Genomic DNA, 18,478 nt, shown 5'->3' with positions numbered 1-18,478 from the left:
TCCCACACTCGAACGGGTTCGCAGGTCAAAATGTGGGAGGGGGCTTGCCCCCGATAAGGCCATCAGCCCCACCGCAAACCCCAGCTTAATTGCCTCACCCCCCACCACCCGGTAAAGTGCCGCTCCCCCCGCAATGCCCGAGGCAGTCCCCATGACCCAGACCTTTGAAATCGCCGTGATCGGCGCCACCGGCACCGTCGGTGAAACCCTGGTGCAGATCCTCGAAGAGCTGGATTTTCCGGTAGGCACCCTGTATTTGCTGGCGGGCAACAACTCGGCCGGCGCCTCCGTTCCCTTTCGCGGCAAGAATGTGCGGGTCAAGGAAGTCGACGAATTCGACTTCAGCAAGGCGCAGCTGGCGTTCTTTGCGGCGGGGCCGGCGGTCACCCTGAGTTTTGCGCCGCGTGCCACGGCGGCGGGGTGCTCGGTGATCGACTTGTCCGGCGCGTTGCCGGCCGAGCAGGCGCCGCAGGTGGTGCCGGAGGCCAATGCCCACGTGCTGGAGGGCCTGAAGAAGCCGTTCCAGTTCGGCAGCCCAAGCCCATCAGCGACCAACCTGGCGGTGGTGCTGGCGCCGTTGCGGGGCTTGCTGGATATCCAGCGGGTGAGCGTCACCGCCAGCCTGGCGATGTCGGCCCAGGGGCGTGAAGCCGTCAGCGAACTGGCTCGGCAAACCGCCGAGCTGCTGAATATGCGCCCGCTGGAGCCGAAGTTCTTTGATCGGCAGGTCGCCTTCAACCTGTTGGCGCAGGTTGGCACGCCAGACGCTCAGGGGCATACGGCCCTGGAAAAACGCCTGGTCCACGAGTTGCGCGCAGTGCTTGAATTACCTTTGCTAAAGATTTCCGCAACCTGCGTTCAAGCCCCGGTGTTTTTTGGCGATAGCCTGACAGTGTCCTTGCAACTGGGCGCGGCGGTCGATCTGGCTGCGGTGAACCGCGCACTTGACGCTGCGCCGGGAATCGAGCTCGTGGATGAAGGGGATTTTCCTACAGCAGTCGGCGATGCGGTGGGCCAGGATGTAGTCTACGTCGGTCGCGTCCGGGCAGGTGTGGATGACCCGGCGGAACTAAATCTGTGGCTGACGTCAGATAACGTACGCAAAGGCGCCGCACTCAATGCCGTACAACTGGCGCAGTTGTTGATAAAAGGCCTTGCGTAAAAGATACTTGGCGGCAATTTGTAGATTGATTCTAGCCAAGCGCTATGCTTGGCCCCAGGCAGGAAAAGTTGCGCGTCGGTGACCTATCGGCTCGCCATGCCTTATGGCAGCGGTTACCAACCTTCTCGCAGGCCGGGGAGTGTTCAAACAAAGGATGAGGCTATGGTTCAAGTTCGCAAACTGGTGTTAGCAATAGCGGCCGCCTCGGCGCTGTCCTCCGGTATGGCGCAGGCGCTGCAGCTGGGGGAGATGACCCTCAAGTCGAAGTTGAACCAGCCGTTGGCGGTGGAAATCGAATTGCTCGATGTCGGTGGTCTCACGGCCTCCGAGATCACGCCGAGCCTGGCTTCGTCCCAGGCATTTGTGGACGCGGGCGTTGATCGCCAGGCGTTTCTCGATGACCTGACGTTTACCCCGGTGGTCAATCCAAACGGCCGCAGCGTGGTGCGCGTCACCTCCAGCAAGCCGTTGCCTGATTCCTACGTGCGTTTCCTGTTGCAGGTGCAATGGCCTAATGGCCGTTTGATGCGTGACTACAGCGTGTTGCTCGACCCGGCCAAGTTCGAGCAGTCGGCACCCACCGCTGCCGCGCCTGCGCCGCGTCTGGCTGCGCCGGCCAACGCCGCGCCCGCCGCGAGCAAACCGGCACAGCACACCACCACCTCCCGCGACACCCTGTGGGAAATCGCCGCGAAGCACCGCAATGGCGGCTCCGTGCAGCAAACCATGCTGGCGATCCAGGCGCTGAACCCGGATGCGTTCATCGACGGCAATATCAACCGGCTGAAAACCGGCCAGGTACTGCGCCTGCCGGACGCCGTACAAAGCACTGCGCTGCCGCAACCCCAGGCAATTGCTGAGGTGAGCGCGCAAAATGCCGCCTGGCGGCAGGGCCGACGCGCCGCCACCAACCCGGCAGCGGGCAAGCAGCAACTGGACGCCACCAAGCGCACCCAGGCCGGTAACGCGCCTGCAAGCACTAACGCTAAGGACAACTTGAGCCTGGTGTCGGCCGAAGCTGCCAAGAAGGGCGCCAAGGGCAAGGTGGGCGACAGCGCGGCACTCAGCGACAAGCTGGCGATGACCCAGGAGCAACTGGACACCACCCGTCGCGACAACGAAGAGCTGAAAAGCCGCGCGGCAGACCTGCAAAGCCAGTTGGACAAGCTGCAAAAACTGATTCAACTGAAAAACGATCAGCTCGCCCGCTTGCAGGCTGAAAAGGGTGCTCCGGCAGCCCCCGCCACGGCGGCGATGCCGGCGCAACTGGCGGGCGAGCCGTCCGCCGCGCCTGTTACGCCCGACGCTGTCACCCCTGCACCCGTCGCGCCAGCGCCTGAGCCGGTCAAGACAGACGTGGCACCGGCCAGCTCCGACGGCAAATTCAACGAACTGCTGACCAACCCGATCGTACTCGGTGTGATCGGCGGCGCAGCGGGCCTGCTGGTGTTGTTGCTCCTGTTATTGTGGGCGCGCCATCGCAATGCGCGCCGCGAAGAGGAAAAACACCTGCGCATGGCGCGGGCCCTGGCTGAAGAGCCGGAGTTCACCTCGAACCTCCATGATGACCTACCGCCGAGCAGCTTCGAAGGCCTGGAGACGCCGCCGCCCAGCGTAAAGCTGGCCGCCGCACCGGCCCCGGCTCCGGTGGTTGAACCGGCGGCTGTTGTGCCGACTGTTGCTTCCGTACTGGCGCCGCTGGCGGTTGCCGTGGCTCCGGTGAACTCAAACGATGCGCTGGCCCAGGCCCAGTCCCATATCGACCGTGGTCACCTGAACCAGGCTGCCGACGTACTGGAGCAAGCGATCAAGCATGAGCCCAAGCGCAGCGACCTGCGCTTGAAGCTGATGGAAGTCTACGGCCTGCAAAACGACAAGGACGGCTTCGTGACCCAGGAGCGTCAACTCGTGGCCAATGGTGAAAACCATGCCCAGGTCGAGCAGCTCAAGAGTCGCTTCCCGGCCATGGCGGTGTTGGCGGCGGGTGTCAGCGCCGCAGTGGCTGCAGCTGCCCTGGACGCTCAATACGTCAAGGATTTGCTGGAAGACAAGCCGGCTGCGCCTGCGCCCGAGGCCTTCGACACCGATTTCGATCTGAGCCTCGACGAGCTTGAGCAGGCGTCCCCGGCCGAGGTCAAGGACGATCAGCAGACGTTCGAGTCGCTGCTGCAGCAGCAGACCGAAACCAAGGCCGCTACGGATGACTTGTCGGACTTCGATCTGGACCTGCAACTGGATGCCCCGGCTTCGGCACAATCCGATGACGACTTCCTCTCCGGCCTGGAAGAGCAGATGAAGGACGTGCCGGCCGTCGAACCACCGACCCTCACGCCTGCTGCGTTGGATGACTTCGATTTGCCGGAAGATTTCGACCTGTCCCTGGCCGATGAGCCGGAAGCCGCCGCCAAGCCCGATGCGTTCACGTCGGAGCTGGATGATGTCAACGCCGAGTTGGATCGCCTGTCCCAAAGCCTGGAACATCCGTCCATCGAGCCGTCCTTTACCGCAGAAGACGCGGCGCTGGGCGATGATGAGCCGGAATTCGATTTCCTCTCCGGCACGGATGAGGTGGCCACCAAGCTCGACCTGGCCCAGGCCTATATCGACATGGGTGATGCGGATGGTGCGCGGGATATCCTTTCCGAAGTGTTGACCGAAGGCGATGAGGTTCAACGCGGCGAGGCCAAGGAAATGCTCGGTCGGTTGGCGTAACAGCCCGTTGTTCAAACAGCGGCGACCTTCGGGTCGCCGTTTTGCTTTTGTGGGCTCCCCTGCAAACCGGCATAATGGCCGCCTTCGCGCAACTCATCAGGCTCTCAGTTCTTGGCAAATATAGATAACCCGGCCGCCGAAATGGCGGCCGCAGGCTTTTACCGCATCGCCTTGGGCGTGGAATACAAGGGCTCGCGCTATCGCGGCTGGCAGCGTCAGGCGTCCGGCGTGCTGACGGTGCAGGAGACCCTGGAAAATGCCCTGTCGAAAGTCGCTGATTCACCGGTATCGCTGATGTGCGCCGGGCGTACCGACGCCGGTGTGCATGCGTGTGGCCAGGTGGTGCACTTCGACACTCAGGCCGAGCGGTCAATGAAGGCCTGGGTGATGGGCGCAAACATCAATTTGCCCCATGACGTCAGCGTCAGTTGGGCCAAGGTCATGCCGGCGCACTTTCATGCGCGTTTCAAGGCCATCGCCCGGCGCTATCGCTATGTGATCTACAACGACCAGATCCGCCCGGCGCACCTCAACGAAGAAATCACCTGGAACCACCGCCCGCTGGATGCCGAGCGCATGGCCGAGGCCGCGCAGCACCTGGTGGGTGTGCATGATTTCAGCGCTTTCCGTGCCGGCCAGTGCCAGGCCAAGTCGCCGATCAAGGAAGTCCACCACCTGCGGGTGACCCGCCACGGCAAGATGATCGTGCTGGATATCCGCGCCGGGGCCTTCCTGCATCACATGGTGCGCAACATCGCCGGGGTGCTGATGACCATTGGTACCGGCGAGCGCCCGGTGGAGTGGGCCAGGGAAGTGCTGGAAAGCCGCGTTCGTCGCACGGGTGGGGTCACGGCACATCCGTTCGGCCTGTACCTGGTGGATGTGGAGTACCGCGACGAGTTCGAGTTGCCGGACCGCTTCATCGGGCCACACTTCCTAACAGGTTTCAGCGAACTTGGCGGCTGACGCCCGGAATAGCTTTTGTTACCATCCGGGACTTTCTCGGCCCAACCCTGGAGTTTCCACGACATGTCAGCCGTTCGCAGCAAGATTTGCGGGATTACCCGCATAGAAGACGCGCTGGCGGCGGTCGAGGCAGGGGCGGATGCCATCGGTTTCGTGTTTTACGCCAATAGCCCGCGGGCAGTGAACGTACTGCAGGCGCGAGCGATCGTCGCCGCGTTGCCGCCGTTCGTGACCACCGTGGGCTTGTTCGTCAACGCCAGCCGCTGCGAACTCAACGAAACCCTGGATGCCGTACCCTTGGACATGTTGCAGTTCCATGGCGACGAAACGCCTGAGGAATGTGAAAGCTATCAGCGTCCGTATATCAAGGCGCTGCGCGTCAAGGCTGGAGATGATATTGCAGCGGCGTGTGCCGCCTACGGTGGCGCTCGCGGGATTCTGCTGGACACCTATGTCGAAGGCGTACCCGGCGGTACCGGCGAAGCATTCGACTGGTCGCTGATTCCCGCAGGCTTGAGCAAGCCGATCATCCTGGCCGGCGGGCTCAACCCCGCGAATGTCGGGGCGGCAATCGGGCAGGTGCAGCCGTATGCCGTGGATGTCAGCGGTGGGGTAGAGCAGAGCAAGGGTATCAAGGACCACAGCAAGATTCGCGCGTTCATGCAGGCCGTGCGCAACAGCAGTGGCAGGATGTGACGGCTGGCAGTCTGCCGCCGTCCATAACTACCACTGTGTAAAACAGCCCGGCGCCGCCTGTGGGTGGCCTGGAAACGAAGTGGCAACCCTGCGCTGGCAGGTTGTCTGGAAGGCTGAGGATACAGGCAGGAAAAGGCCGGTCGAACGTCTGACCCCGTCCAGCTTGTGTCACCGCCACATATGAATTTAGCTCAAGGGCATACGCGGGGCTGTGTTCAAGCCACCGGTACTGGAGAAAGAAAGCATGAGCAACTGGTTAGTAGACAAACTGATCCCTTCGATCATGCGTTCCGAGGTAAAGAAAAGCTCGGTTCCTGAGGGTCTGTGGCACAAGTGCCCGTCCTGCGACGCGGTGCTGTACCGTCCGGAGCTGGAAAAGACCCTGGACGTTTGCCCCAAGTGCAACCATCACATGCGTATCGGCGCTCGCGCCCGCATCGATATCTTCCTGGACGCCGAAGGCCGTAACGAGCTGGGTGCTGACCTGGAGCCGGTTGACCGTCTGAAGTTCCGTGATGGCAAGAAGTACAAGGACCGCCTGGTCGCCGCGCAGAAGCAGACCGGTGAGAAAGACGCACTGATTTCCGTCAGCGGCAAGCTCCTGGGCATGCCGGTCGTGGTGTCGGCGTTCGAGTTCTCCTTCATGGGTGGCTCCATGGGTGCCATCGTCGGTGAGCGCTTTGTCCGCGCCGCCAACTACGCCCTGGAAAACCGTTGCCCGATGATCTGCTTCGCGGCCTCTGGCGGTGCGCGCATGCAGGAAGCCCTGATCTCCCTGATGCAAATGGCCAAGACTTCTGCGGTGCTGGCGCGTCTGCGTGAAGAAGGCATCCCGTTCATCTCCGTGCTGACCGACCCGGTCTACGGTGGCGTATCCGCCAGCCTGGCGATGCTGGGTGACGTGATCGTCGGCGAGCCCAAGGCGCTGATCGGCTTTGCCGGTCCTCGCGTGATCGAGCAGACCGTGCGTGAAAAACTGCCGGAAGGTTTCCAGCGCAGCGAGTTCCTGCTTGAGCACGGTGCGATCGACCTGATCATCCCGCGCGGTGAGCTGCGTCCACGCCTGGGTAACCTGCTGGCGCAAATGATGGGCCTGCCGACCCCGGTGTACGTCGCGCCTAAAGTCGAGCCGATCGTCGTGCCGCCGGTGCCTGCAAACCTATGACCCAACGTACCCTGGGCGAGTGGCTCGCCTACCTTGAGCAGTTGCATCCGTCCGCCATCGACATGGGCCTGGAGCGCTCGCAACAGGTAGCCGCTCGCCTCGGGTTGGGCCGGCCGGCGCCGCGTGTGATTACGGTGACCGGCACCAACGGCAAAGGCTCTACCTGTGCCTTTGTCGCGGCGCTGCTGCAGGCCCAGGGGCTGAAAGTCGGCGTCTATAATTCTCCGCACCTGCTGCGTTACAACGAGCGGGTGCAGCTCAATGGCGTCGAAGCCACGGATGAGCAACTCTGCGAAGCCTTCGCCGCACTCGATGCGGGCCGGGGCGAGATCTCCCTGACTTACTTCGAGATGGGCACCCTGGCGGCGTTCTGGCTGTTCGAGCGTGCGCAACTGGATGTCGTGGTACTGGAAGTCGGCCTGGGTGGGCGCCTGGACACGGTCAACGTGGTGGATGCCGACTTGGCATTGGTCACCAGTATTGGGGTGGATCACGCCGACTACCTGGGCAATACCCGTGAGTCCGTGGCCTATGAAAAGGCCGGGATCTTCCGTCAGGGCAAGCCGGCGTTGTGTGGTGATCTTGACCCGCCGCACACCTTGCTGGACAAGGTGCGTGAGCTGGAGTGCCCGTTTTTCCTGCGTGGCCGCGAATTCAGCCTTGAGATCGGTGATCAGCACTGGCAATGGTGTGGGCGCGATGCGCGTGGCCAGGCCGTAGAGTTGCGCAATTTGCCGCTGCTGAACCTGCCGATGGAAAACGCCGCGCTCGCGTTGCAAGCGTATCTGTTGCTTGATCTGCCGTGGAATGCCGAGCAGATCGCCACCACCTTGCTGGCGACTCGCGTCGTCGGACGTCTGGACCGTCGTGAATTCGAATGGCAGGGCAAGCGGCTGAACCTGCTGCTGGATGTGGGGCATAACCCCCATGCGGCCGAGTACCTGGCGCAACGCTTGTCGCGTACGCCGCCGGTCGGTCGTCGCCTTGCCGTATTTGGTTTGCTGGCCGACAAGGACCTGGACGGTGTGGTCGCGCCCTTGCTGGGGAGTGTCCAGGCCTGGGCCGTCGCGCCGTTGGATACTTCGCGTAGCCGCCCGGCCGCCGAGCTGGAAGTGGCCTTGCAGAACCTTGCTGCGCCCGTGACGTCGTATGCAAGCGTCACCGATGCCCTTGAAGCACAGTGCGCCATTGCCACGCCCGACGATGAGATTCTGTTGTTCGGGTCATTTTATTGTGTTGCCGAGGCGCTTGAGTGGTTGGCCCGGCGCTCCACGGAGGAAGCTGCACATGGCATTACTGGATAGCGCATACAAGCAGCGAATGGTCGGTGCCCTGGTGCTGGTGGCATTGGCGGTGATCTTCCTGCCGATGCTGTTTTCCCGCCAGGACGAAGAGCGTCAGGTCGTTGTCGAGGCGCCGGCCGCACCCCAGGCGCCTGCAGTGCCTCAGGTGCAGGTTCAGCCGGTGGTGGTGCCTGAGCCCCAGGCGTTACCCGAGGACGAGCCCGTGCCGACCAATGATGAGGTGGCTGCACAGCAGGCACCGTCGATGCCGGTACAGCCAAGTGTGCCGGTGGTGAAGCCTGCGCCTGCGCCGACTGTAGTGGCCAAGCCTGCTGCGCCCGCACCTGCGCCCAAGCCGGTTGCGCCGCAGCCTGCCGCGCCAGGCAAGCCGGACGTCGGCCAGAGCCGCATCGATCCGAATGGCTTGCCGATCAGTTGGTCGATCCAGGTGGCCAGCCTGGGTAACCGCGAGGGCGCAGACGCGTTGCAGAAGAAGCTGCGTAGTCAAGGCTATAACGCCTATATCCGCAGCGCAGATGGCAAGAACCGCGTGTTTATCGGACCGCTGATTGAGCGTGCCGAGGCGGACCGCCTGCGCGATTTGCTGGATCGCCAGCAGAACCTCAAGGGTTTTGTGACCCGGTTCCAGCCTGAGCGCGGTTGATTTCGCAGCGGTTTGAGTTTGAAGCGCGGTCAAGTGTGGGAGGGGGATTGCCCCTCCCACACTTGTTTTGGGGTGTGCTTGAAATTGGATTCACTCGTCCCAAACTACTGATTTACAAGGCAGCCACAATCACAGCTTACCGACAGCCCGACGCTCTGCTAAAATGCGCCGCCTCATCTGTCCGTAGGCTAAAACGTGCCATTTACCTGGGTTGATTGGGCGATTGTTGCAATCGTCGCCATCTCCGCTTTGATCAGTCTAAGCCGCGGCTTCGTCAAAGAAGCACTGTCGTTGCTGACCTGGATCATCGCAGGAGTCGTAGCCTGGATGTTCGGTGGTTCATTGTCGGTCTACCTGGCTGGATACATCGAGACACCTTCGGCTCGCGTCATCGCGGGCTGCGCCATCATGTTCATCGCCACGCTGCTGGTGGGGGCAATGGTCAATTATCTTATTGGCGAGTTGATACGTGTCACCGGCCTCTCCGGGACCGATCGATTTCTCGGCATGGCCTTCGGTGCCGCGCGTGGCGCGTTGCTGGTGGTCGTGGCGGTCGGGCTGTTGAGCCTGGGGCCGGTACAGCAGGATTCGTGGTGGCAGGAGTCGGTACTCGTGCCAAAATTTCTATTGGTTGCAGACTGGTCCAAGAACCTCATTCTGGGGTGGAGCAGTCAGTGGCTGGCCAGCGGAATCAGCGTACCCGCTGATCTTCCGTTCAAGGAACACCTCTTGCCGGCCAAAACGCCTCAGTAAGTTGTGTTCAGTCAAGATTCATTAAGTAGGGGTTGCGTCGCATGTGTGGCATCGTCGGTATCGTCGGTAAGTCGAACGTCAATCAGGCGCTGTATGACGCGCTAACCGTCCTCCAGCACCGCGGCCAGGACGCTGCCGGTATTGTGACCAGCCACGACGGCCGGTTATTCCTGCGCAAGGACAATGGCCTGGTACGTGACGTGTTCCATCAGCGTCACATGCAGCGCCTGGTCGGGCACATGGGTATTGGCCATGTGCGTTATCCGACTGCCGGTAGCTCGACTTCGGCCGAAGCTCAACCGTTCTACGTCAACTCGCCTTACGGCATTACCCTGGCGCACAACGGCAACCTGACCAACGTTGAACAACTGGCCAAGGAGATTTACGAATCTGACCTGCGCCACGTCAACACCAGCTCCGACTCGGAAGTGCTGCTCAACGTGTTCGCCCACGAGCTGGCCCAGCGCGGCAAGCTGCAGCCGACCGAAGAAGACGTGTTCGCTGCCGTCACCGATGTGCATAACCGTTGCGTCGGTGGTTACGCGGTCGTGGCCATGGTCACTGGCTATGGCATCGTCGGCTTCCGTGACCCGCACGGCATCCGCCCGATCGTGTTCGGCCAGCGCCACACCGACGAAGGCGTCGAGTACATGATCGCTTCCGAAAGCGTGTCCCTGGACGTGCTGGGCTTCACCCTGATCCGCGACCTCGCGCCGGGCGAAGCGGTGTACATCACCGAAGACGGCAAGTTGCACACCCGCCAATGCGCCGTGGCGCCGAAACTTACCCCGTGCATCTTCGAACACGTCTACCTGGCGCGTCCGGATTCGATCATCGACGGCGTTTCGGTCTACAAGGCGCGCCTGCGCATGGGCGAGAAGCTGGCCGAGAAGATCCTGCGCGAGCGTCCCGAGCACGATATCGACGTGGTGATCCCGATCCCGGACACCAGCCGTACCGCTGCGCTGGAGCTGGCCAACCACCTGGGCGTCAAGTTCCGCGAAGGCTTCGTGAAGAACCGCTACATTGGCCGCACGTTCATCATGCCGGGCCAGGCAGCGCGCAAGAAGTCGGTACGCCAGAAGCTCAACGCCATCGAGCTGGAGTTCCGCGGCAAGAACGTGATGCTGGTGGATGACTCCATCGTGCGTGGCACCACCTGCAAGCAGATCATCCAGATGGCCCGCGAAGCCGGTGCGAAGAACGTGTACTTCTGTTCCGCAGCGCCTGCCGTGCGTTACCCGAACGTGTACGGCATCGACATGCCGAGCGCCCACGAGCTGATCGCGCACAACCGTTCGACCCAAGACGTGGCCGACCTGATCGGCGCGGATTGGCTGATCTACCAGGACCTGCCGGACCTGATCGAAGCGGTCGGCGGTGGCAAGATCAAGATCGAGCAGTTCGACTGCGCGGTGTTCGACGGCAAGTACGTGACCGGCGACGTTGACGAGGCCTACCTGAACAAGATCGAGCAGGCGCGTAATGACTCGTCGAAGATCAAGACCCAGGCGGTCAGCGCGATCATCGACCTGTACAACAACTGAGTGACAACCGGCCCTGAGGGGCCGGTTTTGTATCTTAAATAAAGAATTGAGTAAGGAGTGGCAGCATGAGTCAGGAATGGGATGCCGGTCGGTTGGACAGCGACCTCGATGGCGTAGCTTTCGATACCCTGGCTGTGCGCGCTGGCCAGCACCGCACCCCGGAAGGTGAGCACGGTGATCCGATGTTCTTCACCTCCAGCTACGTGTTCCGTACTGCGGCTGATGCCGCTGCGCGCTTTGCTGGCGAAGTGCCGGGCAACGTCTATTCGCGTTACACCAACCCGACCGTGCGCGCGTTCGAAGAGCGTATCGCGGCGCTGGAAGGCGCTGAACAGGCGGTTGCAACGGCGACCGGCATGGCAGCCATCCTGGCGGTGGTGATGAGCCTGTGCAGTGCTGGCGACCATGTGCTGGTGTCGCGCAGTGTGTTCGGGTCAACCATCAGCCTGTTCGAGAAGTACTTCAAGCGCTTCGGCATTGAAGTGGACTACGTGCCCCTGGCGGACCTGTCCGGCTGGGATGCGGCGATCAAGGCCAACACCAAGCTGCTGTTCGTCGAGTCGCCGTCCAACCCATTGGCCGAACTGGTGGATATCGCGGCGTTGTCCGAAGTGGCGCATGCCAAGGGCGCAATGCTGGTGGTCGACAACTGCTTCTGCACCCCGGCGCTGCAACAGCCGTTGAAGCTGGGCGCGGATATCGTTGTGCACTCGGCCACCAAGTTCATCGACGGCCAGGGCCGCTGCATGGGCGGTGTGGTTGCGGGGCGCAGCGAACAGATGAAGGAAGTTGTCGGCTTCCTGCGCACCGCTGGCCCGACCTTGAGCCCGTTCAACGCCTGGATCTTCCTCAAAGGCCTGGAAACCCTGAGCCTGCGCATGAAGGCCCATTGCGCCAACGCCCAGGCCCTGGCCGAGTGGCTGGAGCAACAGGACGGTATCGAGAAGGTGCACTACGCCGGCCTCAAGAGCCACCCGCAACACGAATTGGCTCAGCGTCAGCAGCGCGGTTTCGGTGCTGTGGTGAGCTTTGAAGTGAGGGGCGGCAAAGAGGGCGCCTGGCGCTTTATCGATGCGACACGCCTGATCTCCATCACTGCCAACCTGGGTGACAGCAAGACCACCATTACCCACCCGAGTACCACCTCCCACGGTCGCCTGGCGCCGCAGGAGCGTGAGGCAGCGGGTATCCGTGACAGCCTGATCCGCATCGCGGTAGGCCTGGAAGACGTGGCTGACTTGCAAGCTGACCTGGCTCGCGGGCTGGCGGCCTTGTGATCGAGTGGTCCATGGAAGCGGCAGCGGCCAGTAACGGGCGTGTCGCGCTGGTGACGGGTGCTGCACGGGGCATTGGCCTCGGGATTGCCGCGTGGCTGATCAGCGAAGGTTGGCAGGTGGTGTTGACCGACCTGGACCGCGAGCGCGGTTCCAAGGTGTCCAAGGTACTGGGAGACAACGCCTGGTTTATCAGCATGGACGTGGCCGACGAGAAGCAAGTCGCCCAGGGTGTTGCCGAGGTGTTGGGGCAGTTTGGGCGCCTGGACGCGTTGGTCTGCAACGCGGCGGTGGCCGACCCGCGTAACATCACGCTGGAAAGCCTGGACCTGGCGTACTGGAATCGGGTGCTTGCGGTGAACCTCAGTGGGCCGATGTTGTTGGCCAAGCACTGTGCGCCGTATCTGCGTGCCCACGGCGGCGCCATCGTCAACCTGGCGTCGACCCGGGCTCGCCAGTCGGAGCCGGACACCGAGGCCTATGCCGCGAGCAAGGGTGGCCTGCTGGCCCTGACGCACGCCCTGGCGATAAGCCTGGGGCCGGAAGTGCGGGTCAACGCGGTCAGCCCCGGCTGGATCGATGCGCGTGACCCGGCGGCCCGGCGTGCCGAGCCGTTGAGTGACGCCGATCACGCCCAGCATCCGGCGGGCAGGGTCGGGACCGTGGAAGACGTGGCGGCGATGGTGGCGTGGTTGCTGTCGCGCCAGGCGGGGTTTGTCACCGGGCAGGAGTTTGTCGTGGACGGTGGCATGAGCAAGAAGATGATTTACAGCGAGTAGGTCGGATAGCCGTCTTGAAGCAATTTTGTCTTTTTCAGAAAAACTTCAAGCAGGCTATTGACTTAGGTCTGCTACCTGCGTAAATTTCGCGGCCTCAACGAAGCAAAGGGTGATTAGCTCAGCTGGGAGAGCATCTGCCTTACAAGCAGAGGGTCGGCGGTTCGATCCCGTCATCACCCACCACTTCTTGAGAGTTTTGCTTCAGGGCAAGACGCAACGTTAAAGGTTGCACCGACGCGCAGCGGTAGTTCAGTCGGTTAGAATACCGGCCTGTCACGCCGGGGGTCGCGGGTTCGAGTCCCGTCCGCTGCGCCATATTTTACAGGTTCGATGTGTCGGACTTGAGATTGAACAGCCAAGGCTGAACGATCAGATGTTTTAAAGACGGTTGAGGCTTTATGTTCAGCCGGTCAAGCGATACGCAGCGGTAGTTCAGTCGGTTAGAATACCGGCCTGTCACGCCGGGGGTCGCGGGTTCGAGTCCCGTCCGCTGCGCCATATCTGCATCAAGGCCCACTGAACGCCTTGGAGCACAAAGTCAGCCTTTGGCTACTTTGATCCGATAGCAAAGACCCTGGTCGAAAGGCCGGGGTTTTTTGTGTCTGCGATTTGATAATGAAACCTGTAGGAGCCCGCAAACGAGCTCCTGCAGATTTGAGTCAGAATCCCAATTTGTCGCGTAGCCCATAGTACCAGGCGCCCATTGCCGCAAACGGTGTGCGCAACAGTTGCCCGCCCGGGAACGGATAGTGTGGCAGGTCGGCAAACGCGTCAAAACGCTCTGCCTGGCCTCGCAATGCCTCCGCCAGTACCTTGCCCGCCAGGTGCGTATACGTCACGCCATGGCCGCTGCAGCCCTGTGAGTAGTAGATGTTGTTGCCCAGGCGACCCACCTGTGGCAAGCGCGACAGGGTCAGCAGGAAGTTTCCGGTCCAGGCATAGTCAATCTTCACGTCTTTGAGCTGTGGGAAGGCCTTGAGCATCTTCGGGCGGATGATCGCTTCGATGTTTGCCGGGTCGCGCGCGCCATACACCACGCCACCGCCGAAGATCAGGCGCTTGTCGTTGGTGAGGCGGTAGTAGTCGAGCAGGTAGTTGCAGTCTTCGACGCAGTAATCCTGCGGAAGCAAAGTTTTCGCCAGCTCATCGCCCAAGGGGGCGGTGGTGATCACTTGTGTGCCGCACGGCATCGACTTGGCGGCCAACTCCGGCACCAGGTTGCCCAGGTACGCATTCCCCGCGACGATGATGAACTTGGCCCTGACCTTGCCCTCGGCGGTATGCACCACCGGGTTGGCGCCGCGCTCGATACGCACGGCAGCGGATTGCTCGTAGATCTTACCGCCCAGGGACTCCACGGCGGCCGCCTCGCCGAGTGCCAGATTGAGCGGGTGAATATGCCCGCCGCTCATGTCCAGCAGGCCGCCCACATAGTTGTCACAGGCCACGACCTCGCGAATACGACGCTCGTCCAGCAGCTCCAGTTGAGTGTGGCCGTAGCGCTCCCACAGGCGCTTCTGTGACTCCAGGTGGCTCATGTGCTTGCTGTTGAGCGCGGCAAATACACCGCCGTCCTTCAGGTCGCACTGAATCTGATACTTGGCCACGCGCTCGCGAATAATCTTGCCGCCCTCGAACGCCATCTGCCCCAGCAGTTGCGCCTGCCTGGGCCCAACACTGCGCTCGATCACATCGATATCCCGGCTGTAACTGTTGACGATCTGCCCGCCGTTACGGCCCGAGGCGCCAAAACCCACCTTGGCGGCTTCCAGCACCGTTACGCGAAAACCGTTCTCCAACAGGAACAGCGCACTGGAGAGGCCGGTGTAGCCTGCGCCAATCACGCACACATCGGTTTCGACTTCGCCTTGCAGGACCGGGCGAGGTGGAACGGCATTCGCGGAAGCGGCGTAATACGACTGGGGGTAGGGGGTGTTCGCCATCCTGGAACCTCTGTTTTATATTTTTTACGAGTGTCCCGATCCTACCTGAGTTGAAAATTGCCTGCCAGCCACCCGAAATCCGCGGGTGTGCCCCGCGCAAATAAAAAATTCGCATATTCATAGGGTTAGCTGCAAAAAAGATGTTGACACCCCTCCGGAATTCCGTAGAATGCCGCCTCACAGCAGGCACGTAGCTCAGTTGGTTAGAGCACCACCTTGACATGGTGGGGGTCGTTGGTTCGAGTCCAATCGCGCCTACCAAACAAAATCCGCTCTGCTGGGCGGTCTAGAAGGGCTCACCGAAAGGTGTGCCCTTTTTTGTTGCCTGCGATTTGCAAAACCCCCCCACCTCAGAACGCCAATTCGGCGCCCACCTCCAGGTACTCGATCTTCTTTTCGTCGTGCCCCTCCTGATAGTGCTTCGTCATCTTCTCGTCCGCGTGCCCCATGAGCGCCTGGATGTATTCCTGTGGGAATTTCTGCTGCTCATACAGCCAGGCACCCAAGGCGCGGATCTCGTGAAAAGTGGGGCGCTCTCCGGCCGGCACGTGGTCGTACCTGCGCTTCCACGGGCACGCCATCCCGCACACGCCAGAGGAATTGCTCGCGTACGAGGGCTCCGAAGAGGATCTGCCCGCCAAGTCGATTATCTGGCAGGGCCAGGAGTACGCGGCCTGGCCGGTGCAGATTGAGGGTATTTCTTCGAGCAGCGACGGTACCGCCTCTCGGCCGACTTTCGCCGCCGGCAACGTCAACGGGCGTGTCACAGCCCTGTGCCTGGCCTTCGAGGACATGCTCAAGTTCAAGCTCACAGTCCGCGAGACCCCTCCCTGTATCTGGACGCGGCCAACTTTCCAGACGGCAACCCAACCGCTGATCCTACTCAGGAAGCTTTGGAAATCTGGTACATCGACCAGAAAACCAGCGAGGACGGCGAGGCGGTGGTCTGGGAGTTGTCTTCCCCGGGCGAGATCTATAACCACGGTTTGCCCGGCCGCCAGATGACGACGTTTTGCCACTGGGCCATGACGAATGGATATCGCGGACCGGACTGCGGATACACCGGTGCTGCCATGTTCGATGACGAGGACAACCCTACGGATGACCCGGCCCTGGACCAGTGCAAGGGCTGCCTGTCGTCCTGCAAGTTGCGCTTCGGCGAGAACAACGAACTGTCCTTCGGTGGGTTTCCCGCCGTTTCCCTGATTGCCCGGAGCTGACCATGCGCAAGAACATTATCGCGGCCATCCAGGCGCACGCGGCGGCCCAGTATCCGAAAGAATGTTGCGGCTTGCTGCTGGCCATCGGACGCAAGCAAAAGTATTTCCCGTGCCGGAACATCGCCACGGAGCCGAACGAAGAGTTTCGGCTTGATCCAGAGGACTACGCGGCGGCGGAAGACCTTGGTGAGGTGATCGGGATTGTTCACTCGCACCCGGACGCCACCAGCAGGCCTTCGCCGCATGACTTGGCCATGTGCGAGGCCACGGCGCTGCCCTGGCACATTTTGTCCTGGCCCGAGGGAGACATGCGCACGATCACTCCGACGGGCAGCACGCCGCTGATCAATCGGCCATTCGTACACGGCGCCTGGGACTGCTGGCAGGTCTGCGCTGACTGGTATGCCCCCGAGTGGGGCCTTGAATTCGAGACCTTTCAGCGCACCGACGGTTGGTGGGAGAGCGCGGAAAACGCAAGCTTGTACGAGAAGCACTACGAGGCGGCCGGCTTCGTGCGCGTAGACCGGCCGGAGCGCGGTGATCTGATCGTCATGCACGTCGGGCGGACTGTTCACCCCAACCATGCCGGGATTTACCTGGGTATCGATCCTGCGCTGCCCGGCGAAGATTCCGGCGCGTTCGGGCCAGGCCCGTTCCTGCTGCACCACCTGTACGGCAGGCCGTCCGAGATAATCGTCTACGGCGGCCCTTGGAATGACCGGACACGCCTGATCCTCAGGCACAAAGATGCGCAGAACCATAAAGTTTCCATATAGGCACAGTGAGATCGAGTTCTTCAGCTTCAGAGTGTCGCAACGGCTTTGTTTAACTGCGCTTTGCGTAGCAAAACTGTTTTTCCTCGGATGCCCTCAATTTGCGCAAGGAGATGCCGATAGGATTGCTATGACCTGAGAGGCGATTTCCTATGTTCAACGCTAAGCTTAAAAAGCAGCTTCAATCACAAGAAAGCGAATTGTTTGAGCTACGCCAGCTACGCGATGGCCTGAACCGTGAAATGTTGACGTTGAGTATTGACTCGACGTTTAAAATTACGAGATGCAACGAAAACTTTGGAGCGGCGTTGGGGTACCCCCCGGATCGACTTCTAGGTCGTGCCATGGCAGAGATTGTTCCACCGTACGTCTCCCAGTTGCCGTGCTTTCATAACTTCCGAGCAGCAGTTGCTGCAGGCAAGTCTATAACTGACGATTACAGGTACCTTCATGCCGATGGTTCATTGGTATGGATTCATGCTCATTGGCAGCCGATCATGGATGCGAGCGGCCAATTGAGTCATGTCACTTGCTATGCGACAAATATTACGTCACGAGTTGAAAAAGCCTCAGAAAATGCTTCATTCATTGAGGCGTTATTACGTTCTACGGCGGTAATCGAGTTTGATCTCTCTGGGCATGTACTAATGGCAAACGATCAATTTTTACAAGCCATGGGTTATAGCCTGGGACAAGCGAAAGGGAGCCACCACCGTATTTTCTGTAAACCAGAACAAGTTTCTTCCCAAGAGTACAAGGATTTCTGGTCAACTTTGAACAGGGGTGAGTTCGTTGCTGGCCGATTCGAACGTATAGACAGCCGCGGCCAAACGGTATGGCTGGAGGCAACCTATAACCCGGTTTACGACACCGAAGGGAAGCTTTGCAAAGTGGTTAAGTTCGCGACGGTAGTATCCGATCAGGTGGCCCGCGAGCAAGAAGTCAGCGGGGCAGCTCAAACAGCATTTGAAATATCTCAGCAAACTGATGTCAGCGCACAGCGAGGAGCAGTCGTAGTCAACGATACTATGCATACAATGCGCAAAATTGCCGTTGACATGCAGGCGGCCTCCGGGGGAGTAGAAGCGCTGGGCAAGCAGTCGCTGTTGATCAGCTCCATTATTCAGACAATCAGTAGTATCGCCCAGCAAACCAACCTTTTGGCTTTAAACGCAGCGATTGAAGCTGCTCGCGCAGGCGAGCAAGGTCGAGGCTTTGCCGTTGTGGCTGATGAGGTTCGCCAGTTGGCTGGGCGCACCAGCACGGCGACTGAAGAAATCGCGTCGGTTGTTTTGCAGAATCAGAAACTGGTAGATGAAACCGTCGCGGAGATGGCGAATAGCAAATCCCAAGCCGAGCAAGGCCTTGACCTTGCCACCCAGGCAGGCCAAGTCATTGTTGAAATTCAAGATGGAGCCAAGCGCGTGGTTGAGGCTGTGGGTAGGTTCGCTACGCAGGTGGCTTAGCAATTGAATGGGCGCTATAAAACCTTCAGCTAGGGTTTGACGTTCATCTTATCGGGAAATCATCGCAAGGAAACA

Annotated in this window: 15 protein-coding genes, 4 tRNA genes and 2 pseudogenes; 19 read left to right on the top strand and 2 right to left on the bottom strand. The window is 60.9% G+C overall.

Annotation, left to right across the window (positions count from 1 at the left end; genetic code table 11):
• Positions 1-151 precede the first annotated feature (151 nt).
• The 14 genes from ACZ445_RS20445 to ACZ445_RS20380 all read left to right on the top strand — a co-directional run bounded on the left by ACZ445_RS20445 (position 152) and on the right by ACZ445_RS20380 (position 13,499).
• Entirely contained in the window at positions 152-1,162 is a 1,011-nt protein-coding gene (locus tag ACZ445_RS20445; protein WP_058426884.1) for an aspartate-semialdehyde dehydrogenase, read from the top strand.
• A 162-nt stretch (positions 1,163-1,324) separates the two neighbouring features.
• A complete protein-coding gene (locus ACZ445_RS20440; RefSeq protein ID WP_058426883.1) occupies positions 1,325-3,874 on the top strand; it encodes a FimV/HubP family polar landmark protein in 2,550 nt (849 codons plus the stop codon).
• Positions 3,875-4,015: 141 nt separating this feature from the next.
• The gene (truA, locus tag ACZ445_RS20435) at positions 4,016-4,840 is read left to right on the top strand and encodes a tRNA pseudouridine(38-40) synthase TruA (protein ID WP_058426882.1); all 825 of its coding nucleotides are present in this window, start codon (positions 4,016-4,018) and stop codon (positions 4,838-4,840) included.
• A gap of 63 nt (positions 4,841-4,903) precedes the next feature.
• A complete protein-coding gene (locus ACZ445_RS20430; RefSeq protein WP_058426881.1) occupies positions 4,904-5,536 on the top strand; it encodes a phosphoribosylanthranilate isomerase in 633 nt (210 codons plus the stop codon).
• Between the two features lie 244 nt (positions 5,537-5,780).
• Positions 5,781-6,701, top strand: a complete 921-nt coding sequence (gene accD, locus ACZ445_RS20425) for an acetyl-CoA carboxylase, carboxyltransferase subunit beta (protein ID WP_058426880.1) — start codon at positions 5,781-5,783, stop codon at positions 6,699-6,701.
• Positions 6,698-8,005: a bifunctional tetrahydrofolate synthase/dihydrofolate synthase gene (folC, locus tag ACZ445_RS20420; RefSeq protein WP_179029473.1), complete on the top strand. Its 1,308-nt coding sequence runs from the start codon at positions 6,698-6,700 to the stop codon at positions 8,003-8,005. Before accD ends, folC begins: the two co-directional genes overlap by 4 nt.
• Positions 7,989-8,648: an SPOR domain-containing protein gene (locus ACZ445_RS20415; protein ID WP_058426878.1), complete on the top strand. Its 660-nt coding sequence runs from the start codon at positions 7,989-7,991 to the stop codon at positions 8,646-8,648. The genes folC and ACZ445_RS20415 overlap by 17 nt, the downstream gene beginning before the upstream one ends.
• A gap of 195 nt (positions 8,649-8,843) precedes the next feature.
• Positions 8,844-9,401: a CvpA family protein gene (locus tag ACZ445_RS20410; RefSeq protein ID WP_003192538.1), complete on the top strand. Its 558-nt coding sequence runs from the start codon at positions 8,844-8,846 to the stop codon at positions 9,399-9,401.
• Between the two features lie 41 nt (positions 9,402-9,442).
• Positions 9,443-10,948, top strand: coding sequence for an amidophosphoribosyltransferase (gene purF, locus ACZ445_RS20405; protein WP_058426877.1), 1,506 nt, complete (start codon positions 9,443-9,445; stop codon positions 10,946-10,948).
• 65 nt (positions 10,949-11,013) lie between these two features.
• On the top strand, positions 11,014-12,225 hold the full coding sequence (locus ACZ445_RS20400; RefSeq protein ID WP_078833162.1) for an O-succinylhomoserine sulfhydrylase: 1,212 nt from the start codon (positions 11,014-11,016) through the stop codon (positions 12,223-12,225).
• A gap of 11 nt (positions 12,226-12,236) precedes the next feature.
• Complete coding sequence (locus tag ACZ445_RS20395) at positions 12,237-13,001, top strand: SDR family oxidoreductase (RefSeq protein ID WP_310864163.1); 765 nt, start codon at positions 12,237-12,239, stop codon at positions 12,999-13,001.
• Between the two features lie 107 nt (positions 13,002-13,108).
• Positions 13,109-13,184 (top strand) — tRNA-Val (locus tag ACZ445_RS20390).
• A 55-nt stretch (positions 13,185-13,239) separates the two neighbouring features.
• Positions 13,240-13,316 (top strand) — tRNA-Asp (locus ACZ445_RS20385).
• Positions 13,317-13,422: 106 nt separating this feature from the next.
• A tRNA-Asp gene (locus ACZ445_RS20380) sits at positions 13,423-13,499 on the top strand.
• A gap of 161 nt (positions 13,500-13,660) precedes the next feature.
• Here the strand turns inward: ACZ445_RS20380 and ACZ445_RS20375 are convergent.
• Positions 13,661-14,944, bottom strand: a complete 1,284-nt coding sequence (locus ACZ445_RS20375) for an NAD(P)/FAD-dependent oxidoreductase (RefSeq protein WP_310864161.1) — start codon at positions 14,942-14,944, stop codon at positions 13,661-13,663.
• A 184-nt stretch (positions 14,945-15,128) separates the two neighbouring features.
• Here ACZ445_RS20375 and ACZ445_RS20370 point away from each other — a divergent pair.
• A tRNA-Val gene (locus ACZ445_RS20370) sits at positions 15,129-15,205 on the top strand.
• Between the two features lie 89 nt (positions 15,206-15,294).
• Here the strand turns inward: ACZ445_RS20370 and ACZ445_RS20365 are convergent.
• Complete coding sequence (locus ACZ445_RS20365; RefSeq protein ID WP_235595006.1) at positions 15,295-15,591, bottom strand: tyrosine-type recombinase/integrase; 297 nt, start codon at positions 15,589-15,591, stop codon at positions 15,295-15,297.
• On the opposite strand from ACZ445_RS20365, the pseudogene ACZ445_RS20360 reads away from it, so the two are divergent.
• From ACZ445_RS20360 to ACZ445_RS20345, 4 genes and pseudogenes are all read left to right on the top strand, one after another.
• Positions 15,500-16,164 (top strand): annotated as a pseudogene (locus tag ACZ445_RS20360) (phage minor tail protein L); the annotation flags it as partial. The gene ACZ445_RS20365 and the pseudogene ACZ445_RS20360 overlap by 92 nt on opposite strands.
• 2 nt (positions 16,165-16,166) lie before the next feature.
• Positions 16,167-16,940: a C40 family peptidase gene (locus tag ACZ445_RS20355; protein WP_058426807.1), complete on the top strand. Its 774-nt coding sequence runs from the start codon at positions 16,167-16,169 to the stop codon at positions 16,938-16,940.
• A gap of 149 nt (positions 16,941-17,089) precedes the next feature.
• Positions 17,090-17,866, top strand: a pseudogene (locus ACZ445_RS20350) (PAS domain-containing protein); the annotation flags it as partial.
• Positions 17,867-17,965: 99 nt separating this feature from the next.
• The gene (locus tag ACZ445_RS20345) at positions 17,966-18,403 is read left to right on the top strand and encodes a methyl-accepting chemotaxis protein (RefSeq protein WP_425274726.1); all 438 of its coding nucleotides are present in this window, start codon (positions 17,966-17,968) and stop codon (positions 18,401-18,403) included.
• Positions 18,404-18,478: the final 75 nt, after the last annotated feature.

It is taken from the genome of Pseudomonas allii (genome assembly GCF_055380095.1).
This window is presented reverse-complemented; position numbering and strand designations above follow the sequence as displayed.

Bases quoted from the DNA above. Each gene is read 5' to 3' on its own strand.
- ACZ445_RS20440 (WP_058426883.1), top strand. From the start codon at position 1,325: ATGGTTCAAGTTCGCAAACTGGTGTTAGCAATAGCGGCCGCCTCGGCG.
- truA (WP_058426882.1), top strand. From the start codon at position 4,016: ATGGCGGCCGCAGGCTTTTACCGCATCGCCTTGGGCGTGGAATACAAG.
- purF (WP_058426877.1), top strand. From the start codon at position 9,443: ATGTGTGGCATCGTCGGTATCGTCGGTAAGTCGAACGTCAATCAGGCG.
- ACZ445_RS20400 (WP_078833162.1), top strand. From the start codon at position 11,014: ATGAGTCAGGAATGGGATGCCGGTCGGTTGGACAGCGACCTCGATGGC.
- folC (WP_179029473.1), top strand. From the start codon at position 6,698: ATGACCCAACGTACCCTGGGCGAGTGGCTCGCCTACCTTGAGCAGTTG.
- ACZ445_RS20395 (WP_310864163.1), top strand. From the start codon at position 12,237: ATGGAAGCGGCAGCGGCCAGTAACGGGCGTGTCGCGCTGGTGACGGGT.
- accD (WP_058426880.1), top strand. From the start codon at position 5,781: ATGAGCAACTGGTTAGTAGACAAACTGATCCCTTCGATCATGCGTTCC.
- ACZ445_RS20445 (WP_058426884.1), top strand. From the start codon at position 152: ATGACCCAGACCTTTGAAATCGCCGTGATCGGCGCCACCGGCACCGTC.
- ACZ445_RS20415 (WP_058426878.1), top strand. From the start codon at position 7,989: ATGGCATTACTGGATAGCGCATACAAGCAGCGAATGGTCGGTGCCCTG.
- ACZ445_RS20355 (WP_058426807.1), top strand. From the start codon at position 16,167: ATGCGCAAGAACATTATCGCGGCCATCCAGGCGCACGCGGCGGCCCAG.
- ACZ445_RS20345 (WP_425274726.1), top strand. From the start codon at position 17,966: ATGCATACAATGCGCAAAATTGCCGTTGACATGCAGGCGGCCTCCGGG.
- ACZ445_RS20430 (WP_058426881.1), top strand. From the start codon at position 4,904: ATGTCAGCCGTTCGCAGCAAGATTTGCGGGATTACCCGCATAGAAGAC.
- ACZ445_RS20375 (WP_310864161.1), bottom strand. From the start codon at position 14,944: ATGGCGAACACCCCCTACCCCCAGTCGTATTACGCCGCTTCCGCGAAT.